Below are 26,973 nucleotides of genomic sequence, written 5' to 3'. Positions count from 1 at the left end.
ACCCCTCCAAACATCCATTTTTTTCTATATTATCACAAAATCATGAAGATTTGTTATTCGATTGTTTTTTGGAAGTTCTCGAAAAACAGATCAGCTTCTCCGTTTTCGAAGCTTTCTTCCGTATTATCGGCAAGTGGCGGCAACTCGTTTATGGATTTTAGTCCGAAGTAATCTAAAAACTCTTTCGTTGTGCCGTATAAATAAGCGCGACCAGACCCTTCAGCTCTACCTACCTCTTTAATTAAAACTTTCGTAACAAGCGTATGAATCGGACGGTCTGTTTTCACTCCGCGTATCTCATCTATTTCCGCTCTCGTAATCGGCTGTTTATAGGCGATTATGGCCAACGTTTCCAAAGCTGCCTGTGTCAACCCTTGTGAACTGGATGTTTCCACAAGTTTCTTTAAATAATCGGAGTGTTCTTTCTTAGTTGCCAGCTGGAACACACCGGCTATTTCAATAATTTGAATCCCCCGTGTATCCGTGAGATAGTCTTCCTTTAAACTTTCAATGATGTCCGTTGCTTGATATTCTGTGATTTCAAGGACTGAGGCAATTTGCTTGATGGAAAGACCTTCATCTCCGGATGCAAACAAAAGGGCCTCGAGTATCCCTTTCCAATTAATAACTTCCAACTGGTTCTACACCTTCCTTAGCTACAATCATGATTTCCGAAAAATTATCTTCTTGTTCAACTTTAATTTCATTTAATTTCATCAGTTCCAATACCGCTAAAAATGTAATCACTATATGCTCCTTGACTGGCTCTGGAAACAAATCAAAAAAGCTCTTCTTACCTTTAAACGTTTGGAGGTCTGCCATGATTTCTTCCATGCGTTTTTCAATGGAAATCTCTTGTTTCGTCACTTTTGTATAAAGGGGCTTTTGAATCTTTTGCCGGCGAAGCAACTTTTGCAAGGCACCCAACATATCGTAAAGGCTAACATTTAACTCCTGCAATTCACTTTCCGTTTCTTTTACATATTCAGAAAGATCACTTGGCGGTTTAGTGAATATCAAGTTCCGTTCTTCTTCCAGTTCTTTGAATTCTTCTGCTGCAGATTTATACTTTTTATATTCCAATAGTTTCTCTACAAGTTCGTCACGAGGATCTTCTTCGAATAATTCCCCATCTTCATCCATCAATAGCTCATCTTCATGCTTAGGCAGCAACATTTTACTTTTGATGGCGAGTAAAGTAGCGGCCATGACTAAATATTCGCTCGCAATATCTAATTCAAGATGCTGCATCGTATGGATATAGCCTAAATATTGCTCTGTGATATCAGCCATAGGGATATCATAAATATCTATTTCTAGACGGTTTATCAAATGAAGGAGTAAATCCATCGGTCCTTCGAATGCATCAATTTTAATATTATAACCCATCAAAATACCCCATTTAAATCTAATTGGCCTTTAATTGGCCTATTTCTTCATTAATCAAGTATAGAGGATTACCGGCCCTTTATCCATTACAAATAAAGCTCTGCTTGATTTAAAGTTTTTTCATGCGGATTTTTTAAATTGGGTCGTTGCCCAATCATATTTATAAAATGAACATAGTCTAAGAATGTAAGATAAGCAGAATAAAGGAGGTACTTATATGGGTGGCAATGCAGGAGGTTTTGGTGGCGGATTTGCGTTTATCGTAGTATTATTCATTTTATTAGTTATCGTCGGTGCTTCTTGGTTATAATTGAAAACTGACGACACAAGCTGATTGCATAGCAATCAGCTTTCCTTATTTTTCTGGACATTTTTTTATGGTACTATGGTATTTATACTTAAAAAGCGGTAATCGTCTAAAAAAGCTTTCTTAACCTAAGGGAAAATAAGGCACAAGGAGGGGTTATTATTGCATTTACCTGAAGACTATCTCTCTTTCCTCATCCATTTTCACGGAACTCGAGATTACTTTGAGTGTCACGAAATACTTGAAGAGTATTGGAAAGAAACAGCTCCTAAAGAACGTGATTCACATTGGGTCGGCCTGATTCAAATCGCCGTTGCCCTATACCATGATCGCAGGGGCAATAATGCAGGGGCTACAAGAACTCTTGCAAAGGCCATATCCAACCTTCATTTAAAAAAAGCCGAGCTGCGACAATTGGGTCTTGATCCCGAAGCCCTGCTCGATTTGCTTCAACTGACACATGAACGAATGTTGCTTAAAAAACCCTATAGAAGCATTAACCTTCCCATTAATGACCCGGAATTACTTGCACATTGCCAAACCTTATGCAAACAGAACGGATACACGTGGTGCATGGACAGTGATTGTACGAATGTAGGGTTGGTCGATAAACATTTAACACGCGATCGTTCTGACGTTATCTTGGAAAGGGCCAAACAACTTTCCTTAAGGAAATTAAAAATAGAGGACCGCTCATGAGAGCATCCTCTATTTTTGATTAGATAAGTTTTTCAACACTTTTCAATAAAACTTTCCGTATGCTCGTTTGCCTTTAATTCTTTGTCAGGGTATTGTTCCTTCACTGACCTAACCATTTCTTTGCCTATCCCTTGCTTACGGAAAGAAGGATTTACAGATATATGTTGAATCTCGATGAAATTGGAACTTGTCTCTATTCCAATCAAGCCGACGATTTCTTCATCTTTCCATAAGAATAACTGCAAATTTTCATCTGTTTCATAATTCTTCATGGTATTCCGAAGCACTTTTATCTCTTTTTCATTTGGCATGAAAGATAATAACCCCATGGCAAACTTTTCATAACTTTTCTTATACTTAATCAACATAATATCCCTCGTTACTAAATAACGTTTTTTATTATTTACCTGTTTATCTAGTTTATACACTTTGATGATTACTCTCACTTATGACATTTACATCATACATAAAAACTTTATTCGTTTCAACATCACTTTCAGCACTTGAATTATAGATTCCCTAGTGCTACGCGATAAATGTCCAGTAGATAATTCCCCATATCAAAGCCACAACAAGCATCATAAGTAAAAGTGTTTTATTACTCCTTCTCATCCCATACTCCCTTTATTTTTATGAATAACTATTTAAATATCGAATTCATTCTACTATAACTTAGCACATTTTGACAAATCCCCTTGCAATCTCGCTCTGTTTTTACTACATTGATAAAGGATATAATGGTTTCATGGCCTGTATCTTCATTACGAATGATGGAAGATCGTTCAGCTACTTTAATAGGGACTAATTTTTGGTGAAAAAAATTAATAAAAACTGTATCTTTTTTTCGCTTCGATTCGTCCAATCTAATGTAACCCTATCAGTAGGTTATAATCTATTAAGAACAGAGGAAAAGTTAAGGAGGAAAATCATGAAAAGTCCAAAAAAATGGGTCATTGTGACCATTTTATTATGTCTGTTATTGCCTTATAAGGCCTTTGCGGATGCCGCAGTTGGCGATATGATCGTTACACTAGGAGAAAATTTGTCTAAAGAACAAAAAAGCATGCTCCTTTCAGAAATGAAAGCACCTGACGATGTGGAGGTCCTGACAGTCACCAATGCGGAAGAACATGAATATTTGGGAGATTATATAGCTAGCAGATTAATAGGTACAAAAGCTATATCCTCTTCTGCCATTACGCTTGAGGAAAAAGGCACAGGCCTAAAATTGGAATCCAAGAACATTAATTGGGTAACTGATGAAATGTATATCAATGCCCTTGCGACTGCTGGGGTTAAAGATGCTACCGTTTATGTCACAGCACCTATTCCAGTTTCCGGTACAGCTGCCTTAACAGGTGTCATTAAAGCCTATGAATTATCTTCTGATAAAGCAATCTCCGAAGATGTAAAACAGGCTGCCAATGAAGAAATGGTCACCACTGCTGAATTGGGAGATGAAATCGGTACGGAAGAGGCTTCTGCACTCGTAACGAAAATCAAAGAGAAAATGGCAGACAACCCTCCTGCCACTACAGAGGATGTTCGTAAGATCGTAGAATCCGCTGCAAATGATCTTGGCCTAGTCTTAAATGAAGGGCAAATTCAAAGCCTGATCGATCTATTCAATAAATTAAAAGAATTGAATATTGATTGGAACGCCGTTGGTGACCAATTGACAGAAGCTAAAGATAAATTGTCCAACTTCCTTGAATCTGAAGAAGGACAATCATTTCTAGATAAATTAAAGGATGTCTTCAATAGTCTTATAGATGCTATCAAATCTTTTTTTAGCTGATTCACAATAAAATGGCGGTACCTAGAAGTACGACCGGTAAATAAATAGCAAAAGGCAGATACGTTCATCACGTTTCTGCCTTTTACTATTTTAAAAAAGGAGTTACATCCTCTTTTTGATTATTCTTTATTCAAACCAACCGCTTCGTGAAAAGCTAAATCATGACGGATAAGATCATCGAAGGTTTCACGCCTGATGACTAAACGCGCTTCCCCGTTTTCAACGAAAACCACCGCAGGTCTCGGAATCCGGTTATAATTGTTAGACATGGAATACCCATAAGCCCCTGTACAGAAAACAGCTAAAATATCTCCTCGTCCAGCTTTTGGCAAGGGTAAATCCCAAATCAGCATATCTCCGCTTTCACAACATTTCCCGGCAATAGCAACCGTCTCCTCCACTGGATCAAGTGGGCGATTGGCTAGTACCGCATCGTACTTCGCTTCGTATAAGGCTGGACGAATATTATCGCTCATGCCCCCATCGACAGCTAGGTATTTGCGGACGTCCGGCACTTCCTTTTCTGAACCCACTTTATATAAGGTGATACCTGCATCTCCGACCAAGGAGCGACCAGGTTCAATCCAAATCTCCGGCATTTCTAAATCAGATTGGGCAATCTGTATTTGCACTTCCCTCACGATTTCTTCTACATATTGAGATGCTGGAAGCGGATCGTCTTCTTCTGTATAACGGATTCCGAAGCCTCCGCCTAAATTTAGCACCTTTGGCTGAAAACCAATTGCTTTATGCCACTCTCTTAGCTTGCCAATGATTTTTTGGGCGGCCAAAAGAAAGCCAGTGGTTTGAAAGATTTGGGAACCTATATGGCAGTGCAACCCGAGCACTTCAAGCCACTTGCTTTTTAACGCCTGTTTAAGGGCGCCTTCCGCCTGACCATTAATTAGATCGAAACCAAATTTCGAATCTTCCTGCCCTGTTAAAATATAATCATGTGTATGCGCTTCAATGCCAGGTGTCACACGTAAAAGAATTCTGACCTTTTCTTCTCGGTTTGAACAGATTTCTTCAAGTAGTGTCAATTCAGAAAAGTTGTCCACCACAATACACCCTATTTGGTAATCTAGTGCCATATGTAACTCTTCGACACTTTTATTATTCCCATGGAAATGGATACGTTCGGTTGGGAAATTAGCCTTGATGGCTGTATATAATTCCCCCGCTGAGACCACGTCGAGTGACAAGCCCTCCTGTTCGGCCAATTGAATCATGGCAATGGATGAAAATGCTTTACTTGCGTACGCCACCTGAGCCGGTATTCCCAATTCTTCAAATGTCCGCTTAAATCCTCTTGCCCGTTCGCGTATTAACTCTACATCATAGACATATAACGGCGTACCATATTTTTCTGTTAACTTAACAGTGTCCACTCCGCCAATTTGTAGATGTCCACGGTCATTTACATGACTAGTCCCAAACAAATGCATAATAGTCTCACCTTCCTGATCCAAACTTACGGTTAAATGAAGTGAGGGGATCGTAAGAGGTTCCTCGAAAAGGATGATATCCCATTAAATCTCCTCATCCAAATTCCTCGTTTACTATTCTTATTTACCTGTTTCTACACGTTCCCATTAAATATAATTGCGTAGTTCGAAATCAGATTGGTTTAACTCCAAAGAGCCCAAACTCTTTGTGAAGCCACTTTACTGCTTTATTCGAATAAAATTAAATTAACACAACTTTTCGACAACATCAACCTTAAGATTTCCTTGGCTGCCTGTATTTGTCCTGTGGATGGACGATACTCGGCCGTTCTCTGGAACCTGGAAAAGGTCTTCTTAATATAATATGTGACAAGGCTCTTGGTTGAAACGGGATTAACGGCCATAAATAGGGTGTATTCAATGCTTTTATGCTCGTTAATAAAATGATATATAGCGTTATTCCTATGATTAACCCAGGCAGCTTGAACAAGGCAACCAAAACGATCAAAGCTAATCGAGACAGTTTATTGGCAACCCCTAATTCCAAACTTGGGGTGACAAATGTCCCAATGGTCGCAACCGATGCATAAAGAACGACTTCCGGCACAAATAACCCTACATCAATAGCAATCTGTCCGATCAAGACCGCAGCAATTAATCCCATTGCAGTTGAAAGTGGGGTCGGGGTATGGATGGCGGCCATACGTAAAAATTCGATCCCGATATCCGAAATGAAAATTTGGACAACAATCGGAATATGCGTTTTTTCATTTGGCCCGATAAATTCTAGTTTATCTGGAAGGAAGTCAGGCTCTAAACAAAACAGCAACCACAATGGAAGCAAAAATAACGAAGCGGCTATCCCGAGAAATCTCGTCCACCGTACCATTGTTCCAACAGCTGGGGATTGTCTGTACTCTTCTGCATGCTGCATATGATGGAAGAGGGGAGCAGGGGTGATGATGACACTAGGTGAGGTATCCACATAGACTAGTACATGGCCTTCCAGTAAGTGTGTTGCGGCTACATCAGCACGCTCTGTATATCGGACAAGAGGGTATGGATTATATCCTTGCTTAACGATAAATTCTTCTACCGTTTTATCCGCCATCGTTAGCCCATCTATTTTTATATCTTCCAATTTTGTACGAACGATTTCAATTAAACCCGGGTCCGCTATATCTTTAATATACCCTATCGCAATATCCGTTTTAGAGCGTTCGCCGACCTTCATGATTTCGAAACGTAATCTCTCATCCCTGATTCTCCGTCTAGTGATGGCTGTATTTACAATGATATTTTCTACAAATCCATCCCTAGAACCACGGACAACTTTTTCTGTATCGGGTTCTTCAGGCTGTCGTCCAGGGTAACTCCTGACATCGACAACCAACCCTATATCGTATCCATCCATCACAATGACGATTAAACCGGAAAGGACTTGGTCAACCAACTCATCCATCGTACGTATTTCTTCCACAGATTGGTGAACGAGTAAATTTTTCATGAAATCAAATACTTTTGTCGTTTTTATTTCCGTATTTTGAGAATGGACCATCGAGTTAAGAAGTTCAATGATGAATTCCGTATCCGTAAGTCCATTCACATAATAAAGGTGAACTTCTTTTCTTAAAACTTTTATTTTCCTTACGCCTAAATCAAAACTGACACCCAGACCGACCCTCTTTTCCATGAAAGTATCGACTTCCACCACGTTAGTCGGAATGGGCTTCATATTTTGTTTATCCTCTGATGCCATCAAAACCGCTCCTTTCCAATATAATTTGCACAGCAAGTTTTGTGATTGGTGCTCCTTTTTTAAAGTCGTCCTGGTGTGACATTTTTCCAATGTCTCCAATGCCTACAACGATCGGAGCTTTTAACTCATCAATGCAATACACCGTATCCCCGGTTATCTTCCCTATCTCAAATTCCTGGGCTCCGAATTTGTCCACCCCATTTTCCGTCAACTGCCCATCCCTATCGATACAGACATCCACCTTAGTCCACTCTTCCCTTCTACTTTTCGAAGCAACGGCTATGATGCCCAGGACATGGATGTCAGGATGGCTTGCAACCACCTTCATCGCCGTTTCACCGAATCCCTCACCCATGAAGCCACTATCATCGAACATGACCAACACGGGGTCATTCTTCGCTTTCTTTATAAGGTCTACCAGCTCCAAACCTGTATAACGGGACGGATTCCCTTGTGACATTGAAATGCAGCGCCCTCCGATTTCTCTTGCAACTAGCTCAACAGCACGATTTGCATATACATCTCCATCTGTTATCAATATCACTTTTCGTTTGGTCACCATCAGGAGCCTTCCTTTCATCAGGTATGCGTATGGTCGTTCTTATAAATCGACAAAATAAATCCATTGAAATAAGGATCCAACTATTTTACCTAACACTAGTGCCATTAACAGATAAATGATTTTATCTTGTATGCCTACTCGTTTGGACAAGATCGGGAAAACATTCAACACCTCAGTCAGTGCAGCTGCAAGCATTCCATTAAAAATACCGTCCGCAAGTCCGATTGGAATTAATAAGAAAGAAGGAAGAGCAAAGGTCGTCCCCTGTAGGCCAAACCATGTTCCTCCGACCACTCCTGAAATTATGGCCACTTCATAATACCGAACCATTTTTAACGTTTTTGTCAGCTGTGTCAGCCTTGGTATGACACCAAGTACAGTCAGAAAAGCTACAAAACCAGCACCTGTAGCGACACCGCCGGCTAGCCCAACAAAAATCCCGAAAATGATATTACCTGTCATCGAGATGACGCACGCTCTCATTATTCTCATTCATAATGACGTACCGATCTAAATCCTGCTGGTAATTGAACATTTCAACCTCGAGTGGGCTAGGTTCTTCATTAAAGCGTTTTTTAAAGAAGTGATTAAAAAACAAAATCATTCCAATCCCAATACCGAAACTATAGGGTATTTGGATCAACAAAGGCTTTTCATCAACCCTTCCTGTTATTAGCGTAAAGAGTTTTTGATGAACTTCTCCCATACTTACATCCACATGGAAATTCATGATGGTAATTCCCCCTCCAATGAACATAAGCAACCAGATAACGGAGAAAGTAACGAAAGACATTTTCTTTTTGGGATAAATGACTTCGATGATTGTCTGGGAGGGACCAAATGTCTCCACTTCGATATGTGGATCGATTGCCTGTATGGCCATGATGAGTTGGGCCAAATCGATGATAATGATATTCTTATCTTCACTATTCACCGTTAATAAAAGGGCCCCTTCAATGCTAGAAACCAATTCTTCAGGACCAATAATTTTTGCAATATCTTTTATTCTTACCTTTTGGTTTACATTTACATGCACCCGGTTCCTCATTCTGGTGTAAATGACTGCCATCACTTTTCACATCCCGACCTTTTATTTCCTTATAATAGTAGTATGGATTGGAAACAGAGTGAAAATGCAGAAAGAAAATGATGTCCAAATATTACTAATTCAAAGAAATGAAATAAAAAAAAGACATGCCGGATATCAGCATGTCTTTTTGTAAAATATTTATAAATTAATGAGTTGGGAAGAAGATCATTTGAATCAAGAAAACCACGCCAAAAATATAAATGAGCGGGTGAACGGATTTACCTTTTCCACTGAAGAATTTCATCAAAGGATAGGTAATGAACCCCATTGCAATCCCTGTCGATATGCTTGAAGTAAGCGGCATCGTTAATATGATTGCAAATGCCGGAAAAGCTTCATCAAATGTTTTCCAATCCACTTTCGCAAGACCTTCCATCATCAAGCAACCTACAATTATCAATACAGGTGCCGTGATGGCAGAAACGGAGGAAATGGCCGCTATTAATGGAGAAAAGAAAATGGAAAGAGCGAATAAGATGGCAACGACCGTGGCAGTTAAGCCCGTACGTCCTCCAGCTGCTACTCCAGTACTCGATTCAACATAAGCGGTTGATGGGCTTGTTCCAAACAACGAGCCAACCGTCGTGGCAATAGCGTCTCCCAAGAAGGCCTTTTTAGCACGAGGGATCTTTCCATCCTTCGTTAATCCCGCTTGTTCCGTCACTCCAATTAATGTACCTGTCGTGTCAAATATCGTTACAAGTAAAAAGGCAAATACGACTGTATATAAAGAATTGCTAAATACTCCAGCAATATCAATATCGAAAAAGACCGGTGAAGGTGGTGTTGATAGAATTCCATCAAATTTCAGCATCCCCATAAAGTAACCAATGATTGCTGTAACAATCATGCCAATGAAGATAGCTCCTTTAACATTCCGAGACATCAAGATTAGAGTGAATAATAAACCTATAAGGGCCAAAACGGTGCCTGGTTGGTGTAAATCCCCGAGTGAAACCATGGTTCCTTCATTCGGTACGACAATCCCCGCATTTTTCAAACCCATAAATGCGATGAATAGACCAATACCAGATGTGATTCCAAATTTCAACGAATTTGGGATGGCATCAATAATCATTTTGCGCAAGCTCGTAACACTTACCAGAATAAATAATAGACCTGCTATGAAAACTGTACCAAAAACTGTTTGATAAGAAAGACCGTGTGCACCTACCACACTGGCAAAATAAGCATTCAGCCCCATACCTGGTGCAACGGCAATCGGATACTTCGCTAATAATCCCATAATTAAGGTACCTAGGACTGCAGAAATGACGGTCGCCATAAAGACCTGTTCAAATGGTATTCCTATTGAAGATAATAAAGCAGGATTGACAATAATAATATAAACCATGGTGAAGAATGTCGTAACACCTGCCATAATTTCAGTGCGAACATTCGTCCCATTTGCTTTTAAGGAAAAAAACTTTTCTAAAAACATATTTTTCTGACCTCCATATATTAAGGAAACACCATTCAATCGCTTGCACAAAGGTGACCTTGCATTAATACTTCATCTTTCAAATTTCAACGAGATAAAAACCTTATGAAAATAGTTTTAAATCCGAATGAAACCAGCGACCTTTACTATAATATTCGTTTTTAACTTCAAATTCAACTAAAAAATTCGTTTTTTCTTCTTTTTTCACAAATATATATTTCCTTTTCAACATTCCTACCAAATGTTGTGTGGCACACTTCCCCTTCACTTCCTTACTATTTCCAAAATCCCACTTTTTCTCCCAGCAAATGAAAGACCACATGAATCAACGATTCATGTGGTCTTTCATTTGCTGAAGGATTTTTTTCTCCAACCGTGATACTTGAACTTGTGATATTCCTAGCCTAACGGCGACCTCCGACTGAGTCTGGTCTTTATAATATCTCAAAAAAACAATTAACCTTTCCCGTTCATTCAATTCTTGGATGGCTTCTTTTAAAGCGATTTGGTCGAACCACGATGAATCATTATGGTCGGCAATCTGGTCGAGAAGAGTAATTGGGTCTCCATCATTTTCATAAACCGTTTCATGAATGGAAGAAGGGCTACGGCTAGCTTCTTGGGCCATGATAATTTCTTCAGGTGATAATTCAAGATGTTCTGCCAATTCATTGACAGTCGGAACACGACCGTGCGTTTTTGAAAGTTCTTCTCTGGCCCGACGGATTTTATTCGCCATTTCCTTTAAAGAACGGCTTACTTTCACAGTACCATCATCACGGATAAACCGTTGAATTTCACCAATGATCATGGGGACAGCATACGTCGAGAATTTCACTTCAAACGTTAAGTCAAATTTATCAACTGATTTTAATAACCCGATGCAGCCAATCTGATACAAATCATCCGGTTCATAGCCACGATTGAGGAACCTTTGGACAACGGACCATACAAGCCTTAGATTGCTGTTGACAATTAAGTTCCTTGCATCCTGGTCCCCACTCTGACTGAGTTTAATCAACCTACGCAATTCCTCATCTTTTAAATGGGTCTGGCCTTTCTTGCTCTTCTCGTATTTAACCTCCACATCCATATGCAAGTCTCCCTTAATTGCACAAAGCTCTGCTTGTAGTTAAGTGCTTTTTTAATCGAATGATCGTTCCTTCGCCCTTATGCGAAATGATATGGATTTCATCCATGAAGTTCTCCATGATCGTAAATCCCATGCCGGATCGTTCAAGTTCGGGTTTCGTCGTGAATAGTGGCTGCTTAGCCTCTTCAACATCCTCAATGCCCAATCCTTCATCACGAATTGTCACTTCGACCGTATCTCCTTCGATGACTACAGAAATGTAGACCCACCCTTCCGGATCGTTTTCATATCCATGAATGATTGAATTCGTGACCGCTTCAGAAACGACCGTCTTAATCTCTGTCAATTCATCCATCGTGGGATCTAATTGAGCAATGAATGCCGCAACCGTCACCCTTGCGAATGATTCATTTTGGCTAAGTGCTGAAAATTTCGTTTCCATTTTATTTTTCATGTTAGGCAACCCCCAGTCTTTGCAAAGCGTTTTGTTCGGATAGTTCTAGTTTAACAATTTTAAACAAACCTGACATCTCAAATAACCGCTTTACTGCTGGAGAAATTGCACAGACAACCATCTCACCATTTTTCTGATGTACCTGTTTATACCGACCGATAATTACGCCCAATCCAGAACTGTCCATGAAATGCAGTTCATCCAAGTTAAGGATGATATGTTGGATATCATGCTTTTGAATGGCCGCCTCTGCCTGTTTTCTTAACTTTTCTGCTGTATGATGATCTAAATCACCTTTGAGACGAATGCATAATATTCTACTCTTCGCCTCCATATCAATCGTAAGACTCACTATATACAGCCTCCTTCACTGTCTTATAATGAGTCAAATTCTCTGTTTAATCTTCAGATTCCTTCTTCCTGGCAAAACTAGTGGCCATTCGCCTAAACTAGTATATTTACACGCCTTTCCGACAAGTTAATCATTTCGTTTGTGTAAACATGCCGAATGCCCGTTTATACAGTTGCCACCAACTGGCTTTTTCAACAGTTTCCTTTGAAACAATCGGTGATTCGACATATACTTTTCCGTCTTTAATCAATTGGAGCGTTCCTATTTGATCTCCTTTTTGAATGGGAGCCTTTAGGTTTTTATCGAGAATAACCTTTTTCGTAAAGTCTTTTGCCGCACCGCTCTTGGCCGTCAAAACAGATATTGGTTCACTTGTTACCCCTACTGCCATCTTTTTGCTGCCCTTGCTTACTTTCGATTCGCCCAAGACCTCTCCTCGTTTGTAAATCGGATAGGTAATAAATTGTGAAAAGGCATAATCAAGCATTTTCGTTACCTGGGCATTTCTTTCCTTCGGAGAAGCCGCACCGAACACCACAGCAATAACACGCATATTCCCTTTTTTCGCCGTAGCTGTCAGACAATACTTGGCTTCATTCGTAAACCCTGTTTTTAATCCATCGACTCCCGGGTAAAATTTCACTAGTCGATTCGTGTTCACAAGCCAGAATTTTTTATCTGTATTTTCACGGAGGTAGTCCTCGTATGTACCCGTGAATCTTGTAATCATGTCGTATTTCAACAATTCCTTTGCCATGATGGACATATCATGTGCCGAGCTGTAATGGTCCTTAACTGGTAAGCCTGTTGCATTTTGAAATTTCGTGTTCTTTAATCCCAGGTCTTTTGCTTTCTTATTCATCCGTTTGACGAATTCTTCTTCGGATCCAGCAAGATGCTCTGCCATAGCGACCGATGCATCATTTGCAGAACCGATCGAGATCCCTTTAAGCATTTGTTCGGTAGTCATTTCTTCTCCTAATTCAAGAAAGATTTGAGAACCTCCCATCGATGCAGCGTACTCACTCGTCCTGATTTTATCCTTCATGTTGAGTTCACCTTTATCGATGGCTTCCATGATTAAGAGCATCGTCATGATCTTCGTCATACTAGCAGGCGAAAGACGTTCATCTGCATTTTTATCATACAAAACTGTACCTGTATCCCGTTCAATTAAAATAGCTGATTTTGCATTTTCCGCTAAGTTGACACCTTTTTTTTCTGATGCTTGAGTATGCGGGATGCTAAAGCCAGTTGCTAGTAACACGATTAAAAATAGAGAAAGAATCCGCTTCATCTCCATAGCCTCCAATCTTTATATATTCCATTTTTTCCATATAAGCCATTTTTATACAAATAAGTTGGTGGAATTATTATTTAAAAAGGGAGAGGACAGTTTTAATGAGGAATATACAAAAACAGAGGACCTTGTTGCCTGAATAAAATTATGCTGAACGTAAAAAAAGGTCACTCTTTTAAAAAGAGTGACCTGCTTGGCGAATCATTATTCCATGATTTCTTTATAGATCAACGTTGGTTTTTCAACTTTTTCCTTGGAAATTGTAATGTTTTCGTATAATTTCTCTTTTACTTTTGAAACATCTTCAAAGTTACTGTATATGGTTACAAGTGATTCACCTTTAGCCACGGTTTCACCGATTTTCTTACGAAGCATAAGACCTACAGCCAAATCAATTTCCGATTCTTTAGTAGCACGTCCAGCACCTAATAACATGGCAGCCGTACCGATTTCATCAGCAACGATTTCCGATACATATCCGTCTTCTTTAGCTTCAAGCTCAAAAGTGTATGCAGCCTGTGGAAGTTTTTCTGGCTGTTCTACAACTGAGCCGTCTCCTCCCTGTGCCTCCAAGAAGATTTTGAATGAACGAAGCGCTGAACCATCCTTGATTGCATTTTCAAGCAGGGTTCTGGCTTCTTCAAGGGAGCCCGCTTTTTTAGCAAGGTACACCATATGACTTCCTAACGTTAAAGATAGTTCCGTTAAATCTTCCGGACCTTCACCTTTAAGCGTATCAATCGCTTCTTTAACTTCAAGAGCGTTCCCGATTGCGTAACCAAGAGGCTGGCTCATGTCTGAAATGACTGCCATCGTATTACGGCCGACATTATTTCCTATGCTCACCATTGCATGTGCCAGTTTCTCGGAATCTTCAAGTGTCTTCATGAATGCACCTGCACCCGTTTTCACATCAAGAACAATCGCATCTGCACCAGCAGCTATTTTCTTACTCATGATGGAACCAGCAATCAACCCGATGCTATTGACGGTAGCCGTTACATCACGTAATGCATAAAGCTTTTTATCTGCAGGAGTTAAATTACCACTTTGACCAATAACGGCTATCTTGTTTTTATTGACAAGTTCAATGAACTCATCATTTTCAATTTCCACATGAAACCCTTTAACGGATTCCAATTTATCGATGGTTCCACCTGTATGGCCAAGGCCGCGCCCTGACATTTTTGCCACTGGAACGCCTACAGCTGCCACTAATGGTCCAAGAACAAGTGTGGTCGTATCACCAACGCCACCTGTAGAGTGCTTATCGACCTTAATTCCCTCTATCATCGATAAATCTATTTGATCACCGGATTCTACCATGGCCATCGTTAAATCAGCACGCTCCTGCTCGTTCAGCTCTTGAAAATAGATTGCCATTGCCCATGCGCTCATTTGATAATCAGGAATCGTTCCATTTGTAAAGCCTTCCACAATAAACTGAATCTCTTCAGTGGAAAGTGTCTTTCCATCACGTTTTTTTGCGATTAAGTCAACCATTCTCATAAGTCATTCCCCATTCTTTAAAGACAGCCTTAGTTTCGACTGTGCTTGTATTATTTTAAATCCGATTTATAAATCTTTAACAATCGACTTAACAAACTCCAGAAAACTGCTTTTTACTTTTTCTGTCGTTTCAATAACTTCCACGTGTGACAGGGGCTGGTCCAAAATACCAGAAGCCATGTTTGTAAGGCAAGATATCCCCAGTACTTTCATCCCACAATGTCTAGCAACGATAACTTCCGGAACAGTGGACATGCCCACTGCATCCCCACCAAGAACTCTTGCCATCCTTACTTCTGCCGGAGTTTCATAGGTCGGCCCAGAATTCCCAATATAGACGCCTTCCTTTACATCCAAGCCCAGCGTAGAAGCGATCGTCTTAGCTTTTGCCCGCAATTCTTTATTATAAGCTTCTGACATATCAGGGAAACGAGGACCAAAGCGGTCTTCATTCGCACCAATCAATGGGTTAGTTCCCATTAAATTGATATGGTCCGTAATGATCATCAGATCTCCCGGTGCATAGCTTTCATTCACACTTCCAGCAGCATTGGTTACGATTAATGTTTCAACACCAAGCAGTTTCATCACACGTACCGGGAAAGTGACTTTCTCCATTGAGTATCCTTCATAAAAATGGAAACGACCTTGCATGGCTACAACCTGTTTGCCACTCAGGTTTCCGATGACAAGCTGACCTGCATGTCCTTCTACAGTCGAGACGGGAAATTCCGGGATTTCATGATAAGGGATAATTATCGGGTTTTCAATTTCATCTGCCAATACCCCAAGACCAGATCCAAGAATCAAGCCTATATCTGGAGTCCCATCCACTTTGTTCTTTATAAATTCAGCAGCTGTTTCAATGCTATTAAACATATTTACCCTCCCTTATTTCACGTCGCCTAAAATATTTTTCCCATATGTAGGCATCTTTATATCAAAGTTAGCGGCAACTGTTGCACCAATATCAGCAAAAGTATCTCTTACTGGTAACTCCGTGCCTTTTGTGAAACGTTTTGAGTAAACTAATAATGGAACATACTCACGAGTGTGGTCTGTACCTTCATGAATCGGATCATTCCCGTGGTCGGCCGTGATGATCAACAAGTCATCTTCTGTCAGCTTCTCTATCACTTCAGGCATTCTAGCATCGAACTCTTCCAAAGCCTTTCCGTAGCCTTCCGGATCACGACGGTGACCATATAAGGCATCAAAGTCCACTAGATTCAAGAAGCTTAATCCCTTAAAGTCTTGATCGATGGTTTGGATTAATTTATCCATTCCGTCCATATTGGAGACTGTACGTAATGATTCGGTGACTCCTTCACCATCAAAGATATCCGAGATTTTTCCAATTGCCAAAACATCCAACCCAGCATCTTTCATTTCATCCATTACCGTTCTGTTAAATGGCTTCAATGCATAATCATGACGGTTAGGTGTTCTTTTGAAACTTCCTGGCTCTCCAATGAAAGGTCTTGCAATAACGCGTCCAACCTTATATTCATCAGCCATCGTCAACTCTCGTGCAATTTCACAAATTTTATATAACTCGTCTAATGGGACTACGTCCTCATGAGCGGCAATCTGTAAAACAGAATCAGCGGATGTATACACAATTAAAGCTCCCGTTTTCATGTGATCTTCGCCAAGTCTTTCAATGATTTCCGTTCCGCTTGCAGGTATATTCCCTATGATTGAACGTCCCGTCTTCGCTTGAAGTTCATTGATTAATAACTCAGGGAAACCGTTCGGAAATACTTGAAATGGTGTAGTGATATTAAGACCCATTATTTCCCAATGGCCGGTCATCGTATCTTTTCCTGTTGACGCTTCTTTCATTTTTGTATAGTAAGCAATCGGTTGCTCTGTTTTTGCGATACCTTTAATATCCCGGATGTTGCCTAAACCCATTTTAGAAAGAGTCGGCATGTTCAATCCATTCATTCTCTCAGCTATATGGCCAAGTGTATCGGCTCCTTTATCACCGAATAAATCTGCATCCGGTGCTTCGCCAATCCCAACTGAGTCCATTACAACTACAAAAATGCGTTTAAATGCTGAATTTTTTTCCATGCTAATTCCCTCCAGTAAATAGTATTATACCCTTTTATATTCCCCGTATATTGTCCATTTAACCTACAATAACCGAAACGTCAGAAGTCTGACCTCTTTATTGTAAACGATACCAATCGTTTTAGACAATTGTTATGTACCTTAATCTTTATATAGGAAAACAGACTCATAATTTCAAAAAAGATTTTTATAGTTCCAGCTTATCATGGTCCAATAAATTGGGCCACCTATTCCTGATGGCTGTTTCACCATTACTTGTGCAGGAGGCCTTTCCTCCTACACTTTCAATCTACTAATTTCCTAAGCTCTTGGATGAAATTTAGAATATACATCTTTTATCCGAACATTCGTAATATGTGTGTAGATTTGAGTCGTCGAAATATCCGCATGCCCCAACATCTCCTGAACGGCCCGTAAATCTGCTCCATTCATCAAAAGATGGGTGGCAAAAGAATGCCTTAGTGTATGCGGTGTAATTTCCTTCTCGATTCTCGCCTCTTTCACGAGTTTTTTCAAGATCTTCCAAAATCCCTGTCTCGTCAACCTGTTTCCATGGTGATTCAAAAAAAGTGAATCCGTCCGATGCTTTGGACTGGCAAATTTACCACGGGCACTATCTAAGTAATTCCCGATGGCCCCCAGTGCTGTTTGTCCGATAGGGATGATTCTTTCTTTATCCCCTTTTCCGATACAACGGACAAAACCCATCGTCGCATGTACATCGCTCACATCCATTGAGATCAATTCACTGACACGCATTCCTGTCGCATACATCAGTTCAAGCATCGCTTTGTCACGTAATCCATATTCGTTCATTACCTTTGGGGCTTCCAATAAGGCTTCCACCTCTTCCATGCTTAACACCTTTGGAAGGCTTCTTTCAGGTTTGGGTGTTTCTATATGTAGAGCTGGATCCTGGTCAGTCACCTTTTCACGAAGGAGAAATTGATGGAAGGATCGGATTGAAGCAATATGGCGGGCAATGGTTTTCGACGATTTCCCTTGGTCTTTCAAATGAGCAAGAAAGTGTAAGATGTTTGCCCGACGTGAGTCATTCCAATCGGTAATCATTTCTACATTCATTAAATAGGCCCAATATGATTTCAAGTCACGTTCATACGAGACGAGTGTGTTTTTGGCAAGACCCTTTTCAATGGTCAAAAAATGAATGAAATCCTTAATTTGATTCTCCATATTCATTACTCCCCGTTTAAATAAAACAACATTAAGCGTTCAAACCATGCATCATCACCTGTATCAACAGCTTTTGATACTTTGACAGCTGTGCCTTTTGGTTCATCGTACCGATGATAACTATGATATTCCTGATTTAACCATACCATTCCTATGTAAAAAAGAACAGTGAAGCTAACGAAGAGTATCATCACTTTAGCTGTATGTAAAACTAGCTTCAATGACGTTTTCATGCTTTCCCCTCCCTATCCGAGCACTTTGTATCAATCTATGCCCATCGGGACAAGTTTTATACATCTTTCGGTAAAGAAGAGGAAAAAAAGTTCTATCTATTTCTAACCCAGGTTAAACAGGCAAACTATTTTCTTTTAAAACCAGAAAACCTTCTCCAGGTAGGGGAGAAGGTCCGACTTTATTCATCTTTATCTTCGACTTTGTCATGACATCGATGACAAATGCCATGAAAGGTTAATCTATGGTCTTTTATCTTGAAGTTCCAGTCACGCTCGACAATGGCTTCCACGTCTTCAAGTAAGTCTTGTTGGATCTCATCTACCGCTCCACATTCCACACAAACCAGATGATGATGGAAATGCGCTGCGCCTTCTTGTCTTAAATCATAACGGGAAACTCCGTCTCCAAAGTTAATTTTATCTACTATTTTCAATTCAGTCAGCAACTCTAGCGTACGGTATACCGTTGCTAATCCAATTTCCGGCGACTTTTCTTTGACAAGGAGGTAAACGTCTTCTGCGCTTAAATGATCCTCTTCGTGCTCAAGTAAAACGCGGACGGTCGCTTCTCGCTGAGGCGTTAATTTGTAGCTGGACGAGTGCAACTGCTTTTTTATTCTATCAATTCTATTTTCTATTTCCATACCAATATTCCCTCCCGCGCCGCTATCTTATACATTATATCAAATGAGGGAAAACTGTCAAAATAGATTTCCTTATTAATAGCAAAAAAATCATGATGAATGCGTAGCTATCCTTCATTACCCCAAGAAGCTTACGACATTTTTCATTAAGGAAGGGGATAAATATGCTTCAAATGCAGCTGCTGCAATTAAAAATACCCCAGACAAGATCAAGGAAAAAACATAGCGGGAAATAATCGGCTTTAAAGGCTCCCGAACCTGTTTAAGAAAAATGCGGCTGATCATCTTCATGGATAGCGATACGGCCAGAACCGTGATCACGATAAAGATCGGGACAATGAATATATTTTGCGGTAGGATTGCCACAAATGATAATAGGAATCCACTCCACCCCATTTGATTGACTAAAAATCCGACCGTAAATCCCACAACCATACCTTTTACAAATAACAGTACTAATATCACTGGCAAACCGATAACCGAAACCCCAAGAATCCAGATGACCCCAATATATTTAAGGTTATGCATAAGACTTTGACTGAACATATCGTGTGAAGAAGCAAATTCCCCTTTGGAAACTTGTCCGAAGAATTGTGATAAATAGTAGAACAAATCTTCCTTTTGAGTAAAGCTCAAACTGTTTACGAGAACAGCACCAAAAATGACACCCATTAAAAAGAGTACAGTGATAAAAACGTATAATGAGGAATGTTCGTTAACATGTTTCCTTACAGCATTTTGTATGGCAGATCTATTTTTCATCTTTTATCTATCCTCCCAACTCCACTTACTAGAATCTATGTTTTTTCTGTTTTATTTATGACAAGGATTCAAGCGTAATTTACAGAGTCGTAGAACATTTTTCACAAAAGACGTGTTATAATTTTCCATAAAGTTGTTTGGAGGGGTACTATGAAAGCTATACTAATGGATTTTCCAGAAAAAATTGAAACTTCTCGCTTATATTTAAGACCTTGCCTACCAGGAGATGGACTTGACGTTTATGAAGCCATAGTTCGTTCACGAAACGAGTTGAAGAGCTGGCTTCCATTTGCCCAGCAAGAACCATCAATAGAAGCTTCAGAAAAGAATGTCCTGAAAGCATATGCTGATTTTATCTTAAAAGAAGATATTAGACTCCATATTTATAGGAAAGAAGACGGTCAATTCATAGGCTCCACTGGCCTCCATCGAATTAACTGGGACATCCCCAAGTTTGAAATCGGTTATTGGATCGATACGGAATACAGGAACAAAGGATATATAACTGAAGTGGTAGAAAGGTTAACAAGATTCGCCTTTAATCATTATGGGGCCAAGAGAATTGAAATCCGTTGTGATCCCAACAATCTTACCAGCAAACGGATTCCTGAAAAGCTTGGATTTACCCTGGAAGGGATTTTACATAATGATGCTTTAAGCGCCGACGGCAAGACATTACGAGACACTTGCATTTATGCAAAAACAATAAACTAAAAAGAGCCCTGGCAGCATCAGATTTCCCTGTCAGGACTCTCTCCATTAGCTTTAAAAAGCAAAACTAATCCTCTTTGGCTTTCCATACTTTACGTTCCAATTAACTCTCTTTCTATGAAGCTTCATTAAAAGGACCTAAAGAATCCCTAAAATAGTTTCAGGGATTCTTTGTATTTCAATCTTCAATCATTATTGCTTGGAAAGGCAAATGTCGACCCCGTATTGGCGGACGATGTCAACCATCGTTCTGAGACAGTTTTTGTTTTTGTAAAGAAACGGGCTTGGTCTGGTCCGAACATATGACCTTCACCGAATCTAGACCCTTTAAATCCAGCAAAATTATGGTAGCCGACAGGGATTGGAATCGGGACATTAACTCCTACCATCCCAACGTCAATTTCCGTTGTGAATTTCCGAGCTGCCGCTCCATCATTGGTGAAAATGGTGACACCATTCCCTAACTCATGTTCGTTGATCAGCTTAATCGCTTCTTCTAGTGAAGCGACCCGAACAACATTCCGGGCGGGTCCGAACACTTCCTGTTCATATATATCCATTCCTGGCTTTACATGGTCAATTAATGTCGGGCCGACAAAGAAACCACTGGATTCTTTCACGATGTCTAATTCCCGTCCATCACACACTACCGTTGCACCTTCTTCAATGCTCTTGTCAATCGCAGCAATTACCAACTCTTTTGATTGTTGGGATATAACAGGTCCGAAGTCAACTTCCCGGTCTGTGTAAGAGCCCACTTTCAATGCGCCGATTTTTTCTTTTAAAATCTTTATTAAACGATCCCCTGTTTCTTCTCCAACAGGCATGAGCGTTGAAATGGCCATGCAACGCTGGGATGCAGCTCCATATGCAGCTCCAATAAAAGAGTTTGCCACTTGTTCTAAATCCGCATCAGGCATGACAACCATATTGTTCTTCCCGCCACCAAGAGCCGTCACACGCTTACCATGTTTCGCTCCCGTCTCATAAATATATTGAGCCACCGGCGTAGAGCCCACGAAGGAGATTGCCTCCACTTCTGGATTTCTCAATAATTCATTGACAGCGTCCTTATCACCATTGATAACGGTCCAAATACCGTCCGGCAATCCTGCTTTCTTCCATAATTCACTCACGAATAAAGCTGTCATCGGAACTCGCTCCGAAGCTTTCAGAATGACTGCATTGCCTACAGCAATTGCCATGCTCGTCTGGGCCAGTGGCACCATGATCGGGAAGTTGAATGGAGAAATGGCTGCTACGACGCCAAGTGGGTACTTCGCCGAATAGACATTGATCTGTCCACCGACGTTGACGGAATATTCCCCTTTCACTAAATGGGGCGCTCCAATGGCAAGGTCCACAGATTCTATTCCACGGGTAATCTCGCCCTTTGCATCTTCTGCCGTTTTACCGCTTTCTGTACAAATCAGATCAATTAGGGCATCTGTATGTTCCGTAAGCAAGTTACGAAACTTGATCACTATATCCGCACGCCTTGCTACGGACATGTCACGCCAAGCGGGAAATGCAGCTTTGGCTTTATCAATGGCTCCCTTTACTTCTTCAATCGAAGCTAACGGTACTTTCGCAATGACTTCTCCACTTGAAGGGTTGAATACATCCGAAAATCTCCCGTTTTGCCCTGCAACCATTTGACCGCCTATAAAATGAGATAATTCTTTTACTTTTATTGTTTCAGTCATTATAACTCCTCCTAATTGTTCGAGATTTTACTATATAATGTAGGGGTGAAGCATTTCCTTTATGTAATCCGTCACCCACAAACTCACAAAATACTCAGATAATTAAACTCGGAATTTCAGTCGCGAGTTTACGCCTTCATGTTGCGCCTATATTCGTGTCACTTCCTTATTATGATTTATTTCCTATTCCTATTGTGTAACTTCCTGGCTTTTTAGTCATTATACAAAGTGTTAAATGAATCCCTTTTCTATTTCACAAAAAGACTAATTGCTACCAAGATATCTATAACAAGCACAAAAGGCACTTCCATCTAGAAATGCCTTTTGAAAAGCTTATATCGGGAAAGCCTGTGTTATCACATCTTAACTTTCCCATATTTGCCGCCTCCTCCTGCATCAAAACCCAATATCCCTTTTCTTGCGGAATCTATAAAGTGGGCTAATTTCAATGGAACGACCTCTGAAAGCTGTTCGAGAGTCACCTCATGAAGGATATTCATCTCTGTTCCGAAGGCCCCCAACAGTCTGTCCATGGACTTCGGGCCAAGGCCCGGAATGAAATCAAGCGGAACCTGATGAATATACTGCGGACGGGACCTCTTTTCCTCCCCTTTTCCAGAAACGGATAATTCGGCAATACGTGTGGAAACTCCCTTAATGACCTTCTTGCCTCCGCATTCACTGCATGCCTCAGCATTTATGGCCATTTTATGAAGGCAACTTCCGCAAACGGTTTGATAATATTTACCCAATAAGGGATTCAATCCATAATTGGCTGTCACTTTACGACCTTCTTCTTCCTTAAGCGCTTTTTCCAACTCTGTAAAACTCGGTTCTTGAAGCAATAGCATTTGATATTCACGGGCTATCTTTCCAAGGGAGTGGGCATCGGAATTCGTCAGGAAGGTATACGATTTCAATTCTTTTATGTCCTCCACCAAATAGGTATCCGAGCTTAAACCAAGTTCGATGGCATCAATGAGCTTCGGATCGAACACTTCCGCCAGGCTTTCCTTTACGCCTTTACCGTACAAGCTTTTAAAGGGGGTGAAAACATGCGCAGGGATGAACAGCCCTCCAAGGGATTTGACGATTTCTTGCAACTTTCGCCCGTCACAATAAATCCTCTGGGAACTCAACGTAATATTTTTCACATAATTACTCATCCATGATGAAAACCTCTTCATCACTTCCATATTTGGAAAATAGGCAAGAACATGAATCGGTCCATGGCAATTGTGGTCATATATTTCAATTTCCGACCCTGGGATGATGGTGAGGTTCCGATAATGAAGTCCGCCACCCTCCATTTCCGTAATTTCCCCATTGTGAATTCCAGCTTCTATCTCTTCAATAACCTCAGGAGAATGGCAGTCTATAACCCCTATCATATCGAGTCCTTTTCGTTCGCTTGCCACTTCGATTATGTTGCTGAAGGTCAACGTTTTAGCTCCGGTGATCTTAACCGCCTTCCCACTTCTCGTCCTGCCGATATGAATATGGAAATCAGCATAGTATTCTTTCATTTATTCATTCAACGCCTTTTTCAACTGCAAATATTGTACGGCGTAGGCCGTTTTGGCATCTTGGATCTTCCCTTCATCCAGATAGTTTTGAGCTTCCTTCAATGTCAGCTCGATCACCTCGACAAACTCATCTTCATCCAATGGTGCCGCATCTTTTTTCTTTTTCAAATTGTGGGCCAAATAGAGATGGACTAGCTCATCCGCAAAGCCTGGAGACGTATAAAAAGAGATGATATGCTCCATTCTTTCACATTCATAGCCCGTCTCTTCCTCAAGTTCACGTTCTGCCGACCGAACGGGTTCCTCCCCTTTTTCAAGCTTACCTGCTGGAATTTCAACCAGGCTTCTCTCCAACGCTTTACGGTACTGTTCGACCATGATGATCTTATCTTCAGCTGTAAGAGCGATGATTGCGACTGCCCCGGGATGCTTGATGATTTCTCGTTTACTCGTTTTCCCATCAGGAAGCTCGACATCATCCACTTGTAAATTGATTACTTTACCCGTGAATATCTTTTTGCTTGATAATGTTTTCTCTTCGAATTTTTTCAACTTGTCCACTCCTCTGTTCTAATTACAGCATGATTCTTCATACATTTTACCATACTAGGGATGGAGGGCGATTTGATGAAAATTCATGTGTTCGAAAATGGCATTGTTTTCTCCGGAAAGAGTTGGGAGATTGTTCAAAAACTCAAAAGTCTACAAAGTGACTATGTTTATGTCAATGACTGGATTGCAGATATCCATCGACAAGAACCTCACCCCTTAAAAAGGATCAAGTGAAATCTTTGAGTGAAAATGATTCCTCCTTTACAATGAAGATATAAAGGAGAGGATAACATGAAAAAACGCAGATTAGGAAATTCGGATTTGCTTGTATCCGAAATTGGACTTGGATGCATGTCTTTGGGAACCGATCAAAAAAAGGCAGCCGAAATTGTGAAGGCTGCTTTACATGAAGGCATCAATTACTTCGACACCGCTGACTTATATGATTTTGGAGTGAACGAGGAAATTGTGGGAGAAAGCCTAAAGCCAGTTCGCGATCAAGTGTACATAGCAACGAAAGTCGGAAACCGCTGGACGGAAAATAAAGAAGGCTGGAGCTGGGATCCATCTGGTGACTATATCAAGACGGCCGTAAAAGATAGTCTAAAGAGACTAGGCACCGACTATATTGACCTCTATCAGCTGCATGGCGGTACGATTGAAGATAATTTGGAGGAAACGATTGAAGCCTTTGAGGACTTAAAAAAAGAAGGTTTGATTCGGTACTATGGAATATCATCGATTCGGCCCAATGTAATAAAGGCATTTGTCGAGAATTCAGATATTGATTCCGTGATGATGCAGTACAGCCTTCTGGACCGCCGTCCGGAAGAGTGGATGCCACTTTTGGAAAATAAGCAGGTCAGCATCATTGCTCGGGGGCCTCTCGCCAAAGGGCTGCTAAGTGAAAAAATGCTTAACAAGGCTAGTGAGGACGGCTACCTCGATTATAGCTATCAAGCACTCAAGGACTTACTTCCACAATTAAAAGAGAAGATTTCCGGCAAGAAGCTGAATGCTGTGGCTCTGCAATATGTATTATCGAACCAATGCGTTGCATCTGCCGTAGCCGGGGCGAGCACGGTGCAACAGCTTCGCGAAAACTGTCAGGCTGCCAACAGCCCTTCTCTTTCAAAAGATGAACTTGATCTGTTGAAGCAACTCACCAAAGCAAGCAAATATGCAAACCACCGGGAATAAATCTAACCTGAACACCCTTTAAAGACTAGCAATCATTTCTCTGCAAAGCTATCCTTTCCGTACACCTACGGTTGGATAGCTTTTTTTTATTCCGGGAGTCATACCCTACACTTTTAAATAACTCAGCTGCAAAAGTGTAGGGTGAGTTCTTTCTAAGATCTTTTCTGTTGCTATTTCTTAATTGATATTATACAATTCAATTGTGCACAATCTAAATGAAAAGATTGGAGAGATAAACAATGACAAAAACACTATTTACGACGTCCGTAACGGTTGATGGAGGAAGAGAAGGAACGGCCATTTCAGCTGATGGAAACTTTACGGTTGATATTGCAATGCCCGGAACGCCAAGGGCTAAACAGATGCCTGAAGCTTCTAATCCTGAACAGCTTTTTGCAGCAGGATATGCGGCTTGTTTTGATAGTGCTTTACAATCGGTTGGAAAGATTGAAGGTGCTACATTTACTTCAAACGTCACAGCCAATGTCAGTTTATTGATGGGTGATATGCATCAATACAGCTTGGCTGTAACATTAGTCGTAAAGGGATCAGGAATCGATAAAAATTCATTTGAAACTTTCGTTCATAAAGCTCACCAAATGTGCCCTTATTCAAAAGCAATCAACGGCAATGTGGATGTTGCCATTGAAATTGAAGTAGAATAAAGCAATTTCACAAAAAAACGCTTGGGTTTGAAGTGAACCCAGGCGTTTTTCTATTCCTTCAAAGTGCTTGCAAGGTTTTTAATAGTTGAAGCAGCGACGCTTTCAAATCCTCAACCACTTGCTTATCTTCACCGGACATATCTGAAATGCGTTCAGGAATGAAACAGGCTTCTTCCCTTAAATCAAGTCCCTTTCGAGTCAGCTGAATCATGACAGACCTTTCATCTTTAGTGGACCGTTCACGAACAATGAGCCCATTCTGCTCCATCCGTTTCAACATGGGAGTGAGCGTTCCTGAATCAAGTGCAAGTAACTCCCCTAATTTCTTCACTGTAAGCGTGTCTTGCTCCCATAGTAAAAGCAGAACGAGATATTGAGGATACGTTACGTTAAGTTTGGTAAGTAGTGGTTTATACTTCTTGGTCATTTCCCTCGAATTTGCATATAGAAGGAAGCATAGTTGATTTTCCAGTACAGATTCTATTCTTTTTTCCATTTCA

The 26,973-nt window shown here is 40.6% G+C and carries 31 protein-coding genes; 7 read left to right on the top strand and 24 right to left on the bottom strand.

The window, feature by feature from the left end:
• Nucleotides 1-53: 53 nt before the first annotated feature.
• Nucleotides 54-635 (bottom strand): SMC-Scp complex subunit ScpB, encoded by a 582-nt coding sequence (gene scpB / locus ACQKL0_RS07800; protein ID WP_402869259.1) that lies wholly within the window; start codon nt 633-635, stop codon nt 54-56.
• Nucleotides 622-1,389: a segregation/condensation protein A gene (locus ACQKL0_RS07795; protein WP_402869261.1), complete on the bottom strand. Its 768-nt coding sequence runs from the start codon at nt 1,387-1,389 to the stop codon at nt 622-624. The genes scpB and ACQKL0_RS07795 overlap by 14 nt, the downstream gene beginning before the upstream one ends.
• A gap of 217 nt (nt 1,390-1,606) precedes the next feature.
• Between ACQKL0_RS07795 and ACQKL0_RS07790 the strand changes: the two genes are divergently transcribed.
• Nucleotides 1,607-1,699, top strand: a complete 93-nt coding sequence (locus tag ACQKL0_RS07790; RefSeq protein ID WP_402869262.1) for a YjcZ family sporulation protein — start codon at nt 1,607-1,609, stop codon at nt 1,697-1,699.
• Nucleotides 1,700-1,858: 159 nt separating this feature from the next.
• Nucleotides 1,859-2,395: a DUF309 domain-containing protein gene (locus ACQKL0_RS07785; RefSeq protein ID WP_427686881.1), complete on the top strand. Its 537-nt coding sequence runs from the start codon at nt 1,859-1,861 to the stop codon at nt 2,393-2,395.
• Nucleotides 2,396-2,427: 32 nt separating this feature from the next.
• Here the strand turns inward: ACQKL0_RS07785 and ACQKL0_RS07780 are convergent, their stop codons facing one another.
• On the bottom strand, nt 2,428-2,763 hold the full coding sequence (locus ACQKL0_RS07780; protein WP_402869266.1) for a GNAT family N-acetyltransferase: 336 nt from the start codon (nt 2,761-2,763) through the stop codon (nt 2,428-2,430).
• A gap of 560 nt (nt 2,764-3,323) precedes the next feature.
• Here ACQKL0_RS07780 and ACQKL0_RS07775 point away from each other — a divergent pair.
• A complete protein-coding gene (locus ACQKL0_RS07775; protein ID WP_402869268.1) occupies nt 3,324-4,193 on the top strand; it encodes a DUF1002 domain-containing protein in 870 nt (289 codons plus the stop codon).
• A gap of 119 nt (nt 4,194-4,312) precedes the next feature.
• On the opposite strand, the gene lysA is transcribed toward ACQKL0_RS07775, so the two are convergent.
• The 17 genes from lysA to spoIIM form a co-directional block, all read right to left on the bottom strand.
• Nucleotides 4,313-5,641 carry a diaminopimelate decarboxylase gene (lysA, locus tag ACQKL0_RS07770; protein WP_402869269.1) on the bottom strand — a complete coding sequence of 443 codons (1,329 nt, stop codon included), beginning with the start codon at nt 5,639-5,641 and terminating at the stop codon, nt 4,313-4,315.
• A 274-nt stretch (nt 5,642-5,915) separates the two neighbouring features.
• Entirely contained in the window at nt 5,916-7,400 is a 1,485-nt protein-coding gene (locus tag ACQKL0_RS07765) for a spore germination protein (protein ID WP_427686879.1), read from the bottom strand.
• On the bottom strand, nt 7,384-7,962 hold the full coding sequence (locus ACQKL0_RS07760) for a stage V sporulation protein AE (RefSeq protein ID WP_427686877.1): 579 nt from the start codon (nt 7,960-7,962) through the stop codon (nt 7,384-7,386). The genes ACQKL0_RS07765 and ACQKL0_RS07760 overlap by 17 nt, the downstream gene beginning before the upstream one ends.
• Before the next feature lie 39 nt (nt 7,963-8,001).
• Nucleotides 8,002-8,424 (bottom strand): stage V sporulation protein AB, encoded by a 423-nt coding sequence (locus tag ACQKL0_RS07755; protein ID WP_402869275.1) that lies wholly within the window; start codon nt 8,422-8,424, stop codon nt 8,002-8,004.
• Nucleotides 8,414-9,031 carry a stage V sporulation protein AA gene (locus tag ACQKL0_RS07750; RefSeq protein WP_427686875.1) on the bottom strand — a complete coding sequence of 206 codons (618 nt, stop codon included), beginning with the start codon at nt 9,029-9,031 and terminating at the stop codon, nt 8,414-8,416. The genes ACQKL0_RS07755 and ACQKL0_RS07750 overlap by 11 nt, the downstream gene beginning before the upstream one ends.
• 166 nt (nt 9,032-9,197) lie before the next feature.
• Nucleotides 9,198-10,493, bottom strand: a complete 1,296-nt coding sequence (locus tag ACQKL0_RS07745; RefSeq protein ID WP_402869279.1) for an NCS2 family permease — start codon at nt 10,491-10,493, stop codon at nt 9,198-9,200.
• Between the two features lie 325 nt (nt 10,494-10,818).
• Nucleotides 10,819-11,586, bottom strand: a complete 768-nt coding sequence (gene sigF / locus ACQKL0_RS07740) for an RNA polymerase sporulation sigma factor SigF (protein ID WP_402869281.1) — start codon at nt 11,584-11,586, stop codon at nt 10,819-10,821.
• Nucleotides 11,587-11,599: 13 nt separating this feature from the next.
• Nucleotides 11,600-12,040: an anti-sigma F factor gene (gene spoIIAB, locus ACQKL0_RS07735; protein ID WP_402869282.1), complete on the bottom strand. Its 441-nt coding sequence runs from the start codon at nt 12,038-12,040 to the stop codon at nt 11,600-11,602.
• A 1-nt stretch (nt 12,041) separates the two neighbouring features.
• Nucleotides 12,042-12,392, bottom strand: a complete 351-nt coding sequence (spoIIAA, locus tag ACQKL0_RS07730; protein WP_402869284.1) for an anti-sigma F factor antagonist — start codon at nt 12,390-12,392, stop codon at nt 12,042-12,044.
• 130 nt (nt 12,393-12,522) lie between these two features.
• Complete coding sequence (locus ACQKL0_RS07725; protein ID WP_402956634.1) at nt 12,523-13,689, bottom strand: D-alanyl-D-alanine carboxypeptidase family protein; 1,167 nt, start codon at nt 13,687-13,689, stop codon at nt 12,523-12,525.
• Between the two features lie 207 nt (nt 13,690-13,896).
• Nucleotides 13,897-15,201, bottom strand: coding sequence for a pyrimidine-nucleoside phosphorylase (locus tag ACQKL0_RS07720; RefSeq protein WP_402869288.1), 1,305 nt, complete (start codon nt 15,199-15,201; stop codon nt 13,897-13,899).
• A gap of 66 nt (nt 15,202-15,267) precedes the next feature.
• The gene (locus tag ACQKL0_RS07715) at nt 15,268-16,080 is read right to left on the bottom strand and encodes a purine-nucleoside phosphorylase (RefSeq protein WP_402956632.1); all 813 of its coding nucleotides are present in this window, start codon (nt 16,078-16,080) and stop codon (nt 15,268-15,270) included.
• A gap of 12 nt (nt 16,081-16,092) precedes the next feature.
• Nucleotides 16,093-17,280 (bottom strand): phosphopentomutase, encoded by a 1,188-nt coding sequence (gene deoB / locus ACQKL0_RS07710; protein ID WP_402956630.1) that lies wholly within the window; start codon nt 17,278-17,280, stop codon nt 16,093-16,095.
• Nucleotides 17,281-17,580: 300 nt separating this feature from the next.
• On the bottom strand, nt 17,581-18,474 hold the full coding sequence (gene xerD, locus ACQKL0_RS07705; protein ID WP_402869293.1) for a site-specific tyrosine recombinase XerD: 894 nt from the start codon (nt 18,472-18,474) through the stop codon (nt 17,581-17,583).
• A 5-nt stretch (nt 18,475-18,479) separates the two neighbouring features.
• Nucleotides 18,480-18,707, bottom strand: a complete 228-nt coding sequence (locus ACQKL0_RS07700) for a YqzK family protein (RefSeq protein WP_402869295.1) — start codon at nt 18,705-18,707, stop codon at nt 18,480-18,482.
• A gap of 179 nt (nt 18,708-18,886) precedes the next feature.
• Nucleotides 18,887-19,345, bottom strand: a complete 459-nt coding sequence (locus ACQKL0_RS07695; protein WP_402869878.1) for a Fur family transcriptional regulator — start codon at nt 19,343-19,345, stop codon at nt 18,887-18,889.
• A gap of 123 nt (nt 19,346-19,468) precedes the next feature.
• Nucleotides 19,469-20,113, bottom strand: coding sequence for a stage II sporulation protein M (gene spoIIM / locus ACQKL0_RS07690; RefSeq protein ID WP_402956628.1), 645 nt, complete (start codon nt 20,111-20,113; stop codon nt 19,469-19,471).
• Between the two features lie 150 nt (nt 20,114-20,263).
• Between spoIIM and ACQKL0_RS07685 the strand changes: the two genes are divergently transcribed.
• Complete coding sequence (locus tag ACQKL0_RS07685; protein WP_407408420.1) at nt 20,264-20,827, top strand: GNAT family N-acetyltransferase; 564 nt, start codon at nt 20,264-20,266, stop codon at nt 20,825-20,827.
• Nucleotides 20,828-21,009: 182 nt separating this feature from the next.
• Here ACQKL0_RS07685 and ACQKL0_RS07680 read toward each other — a convergent pair whose 3' ends face one another.
• From ACQKL0_RS07680 to ACQKL0_RS07670, 3 genes are all read right to left on the bottom strand, one after another.
• Nucleotides 21,010-22,530 carry a CoA-acylating methylmalonate-semialdehyde dehydrogenase gene (locus tag ACQKL0_RS07680; RefSeq protein WP_427650652.1) on the bottom strand — a complete coding sequence of 507 codons (1,521 nt, stop codon included), beginning with the start codon at nt 22,528-22,530 and terminating at the stop codon, nt 21,010-21,012.
• Nucleotides 22,531-22,886: 356 nt separating this feature from the next.
• Nucleotides 22,887-24,056: an endonuclease Q family protein gene (locus ACQKL0_RS07675; protein ID WP_427686873.1), complete on the bottom strand. Its 1,170-nt coding sequence runs from the start codon at nt 24,054-24,056 to the stop codon at nt 22,887-22,889.
• The gene (locus ACQKL0_RS07670; protein ID WP_402869305.1) at nt 24,057-24,608 is read right to left on the bottom strand and encodes an NUDIX hydrolase; all 552 of its coding nucleotides are present in this window, start codon (nt 24,606-24,608) and stop codon (nt 24,057-24,059) included.
• 75 nt (nt 24,609-24,683) lie between these two features.
• Here ACQKL0_RS07670 and mciZ point away from each other — a divergent pair, with 75 nt between their 5' ends.
• From mciZ to ACQKL0_RS07655, 3 genes are all read left to right on the top strand, one after another.
• On the top strand, nt 24,684-24,842 hold the full coding sequence (mciZ, locus tag ACQKL0_RS07665) for a Z-ring formation inhibitor MciZ (protein ID WP_402869307.1): 159 nt from the start codon (nt 24,684-24,686) through the stop codon (nt 24,840-24,842).
• 57 nt (nt 24,843-24,899) lie between these two features.
• Nucleotides 24,900-25,808: an aldo/keto reductase gene (locus ACQKL0_RS07660; RefSeq protein ID WP_402956619.1), complete on the top strand. Its 909-nt coding sequence runs from the start codon at nt 24,900-24,902 to the stop codon at nt 25,806-25,808.
• 239 nt (nt 25,809-26,047) lie between these two features.
• Nucleotides 26,048-26,473, top strand: coding sequence for an Ohr family peroxiredoxin (locus ACQKL0_RS07655; RefSeq protein WP_402869311.1), 426 nt, complete (start codon nt 26,048-26,050; stop codon nt 26,471-26,473).
• A gap of 58 nt (nt 26,474-26,531) precedes the next feature.
• Here the strand turns inward: ACQKL0_RS07655 and ACQKL0_RS07650 are convergent, their stop codons facing one another.
• Nucleotides 26,532-26,969 (bottom strand): MarR family winged helix-turn-helix transcriptional regulator, encoded by a 438-nt coding sequence (locus ACQKL0_RS07650; RefSeq protein WP_402869313.1) that lies wholly within the window; start codon nt 26,967-26,969, stop codon nt 26,532-26,534.
• Between the last annotated feature and the right edge of the window lie 4 nt (nt 26,970-26,973).

This window comes from Peribacillus sp. NPDC097264, assembly GCF_050277925.1.
Lineage (GTDB): Bacteria > Bacillota > Bacilli > Bacillales > DSM-1321 > Peribacillus.
This window is presented reverse-complemented; position numbering and strand designations above follow the sequence as displayed.

Bases quoted from the DNA above. Each gene is read 5' to 3' on its own strand.
- ACQKL0_RS07775 (WP_402869268.1), top strand. From the start codon at position 3,324: ATGAAAAGTCCAAAAAAATGGGTCATTGTGACCATTTTATTATGTCTG.
- ACQKL0_RS07650 (WP_402869313.1), bottom strand. From the start codon at position 26,969: ATGGAAAAAAGAATAGAATCTGTACTGGAAAATCAACTATGCTTCCTT.
- ACQKL0_RS07700 (WP_402869295.1), bottom strand. From the start codon at position 18,707: ATGAAAACGTCATTGAAGCTAGTTTTACATACAGCTAAAGTGATGATA.
- deoB (WP_402956630.1), bottom strand. From the start codon at position 17,280: ATGGAAAAAAATTCAGCATTTAAACGCATTTTTGTAGTTGTAATGGAC.
- ACQKL0_RS07675 (WP_427686873.1), bottom strand. From the start codon at position 24,056: ATGAAAGAATACTATGCTGATTTCCATATTCATATCGGCAGGACGAGA.
- mciZ (WP_402869307.1), top strand. From the start codon at position 24,684: ATGAAAATTCATGTGTTCGAAAATGGCATTGTTTTCTCCGGAAAGAGT.
- ACQKL0_RS07715 (WP_402956632.1), bottom strand. From the start codon at position 16,080: ATGTTTAATAGCATTGAAACAGCTGCTGAATTTATAAAGAACAAAGTG.
- ACQKL0_RS07660 (WP_402956619.1), top strand. From the start codon at position 24,900: ATGAAAAAACGCAGATTAGGAAATTCGGATTTGCTTGTATCCGAAATT.
- spoIIAB (WP_402869282.1), bottom strand. From the start codon at position 12,040: ATGAAAAATAAAATGGAAACGAAATTTTCAGCACTTAGCCAAAATGAA.
- xerD (WP_402869293.1), bottom strand. From the start codon at position 18,474: ATGGAGAATCAAATTAAGGATTTCATTCATTTTTTGACCATTGAAAAG.
- ACQKL0_RS07680 (WP_427650652.1), bottom strand. From the start codon at position 22,530: ATGACTGAAACAATAAAAGTAAAAGAATTATCTCATTTTATAGGCGGT.
- ACQKL0_RS07720 (WP_402869288.1), bottom strand. From the start codon at position 15,201: ATGAGAATGGTTGACTTAATCGCAAAAAAACGTGATGGAAAGACACTT.
- ACQKL0_RS07725 (WP_402956634.1), bottom strand. From the start codon at position 13,689: ATGAAGCGGATTCTTTCTCTATTTTTAATCGTGTTACTAGCAACTGGC.
- ACQKL0_RS07745 (WP_402869279.1), bottom strand. From the start codon at position 10,493: ATGTTTTTAGAAAAGTTTTTTTCCTTAAAAGCAAATGGGACGAATGTT.
- ACQKL0_RS07780 (WP_402869266.1), bottom strand. From the start codon at position 2,763: ATGTTGATTAAGTATAAGAAAAGTTATGAAAAGTTTGCCATGGGGTTA.
- ACQKL0_RS07765 (WP_427686879.1), bottom strand. From the start codon at position 7,400: ATGGCATCAGAGGATAAACAAAATATGAAGCCCATTCCGACTAACGTG.
- ACQKL0_RS07760 (WP_427686877.1), bottom strand. From the start codon at position 7,962: ATGGTGACCAAACGAAAAGTGATATTGATAACAGATGGAGATGTATAT.
- ACQKL0_RS07655 (WP_402869311.1), top strand. From the start codon at position 26,048: ATGACAAAAACACTATTTACGACGTCCGTAACGGTTGATGGAGGAAGA.
- lysA (WP_402869269.1), bottom strand. From the start codon at position 5,641: ATGCATTTGTTTGGGACTAGTCATGTAAATGACCGTGGACATCTACAA.
- sigF (WP_402869281.1), bottom strand. From the start codon at position 11,586: ATGGATGTGGAGGTTAAATACGAGAAGAGCAAGAAAGGCCAGACCCAT.
- ACQKL0_RS07750 (WP_427686875.1), bottom strand. From the start codon at position 9,031: ATGGCAGTCATTTACACCAGAATGAGGAACCGGGTGCATGTAAATGTA.
- spoIIM (WP_402956628.1), bottom strand. From the start codon at position 20,113: ATGAAAAATAGATCTGCCATACAAAATGCTGTAAGGAAACATGTTAAC.
- ACQKL0_RS07685 (WP_407408420.1), top strand. From the start codon at position 20,264: ATGAAAGCTATACTAATGGATTTTCCAGAAAAAATTGAAACTTCTCGC.
- ACQKL0_RS07755 (WP_402869275.1), bottom strand. From the start codon at position 8,424: ATGACAGGTAATATCATTTTCGGGATTTTTGTTGGGCTAGCCGGCGGT.
- ACQKL0_RS07795 (WP_402869261.1), bottom strand. From the start codon at position 1,389: ATGGGTTATAATATTAAAATTGATGCATTCGAAGGACCGATGGATTTA.
- ACQKL0_RS07790 (WP_402869262.1), top strand. From the start codon at position 1,607: ATGGGTGGCAATGCAGGAGGTTTTGGTGGCGGATTTGCGTTTATCGTA.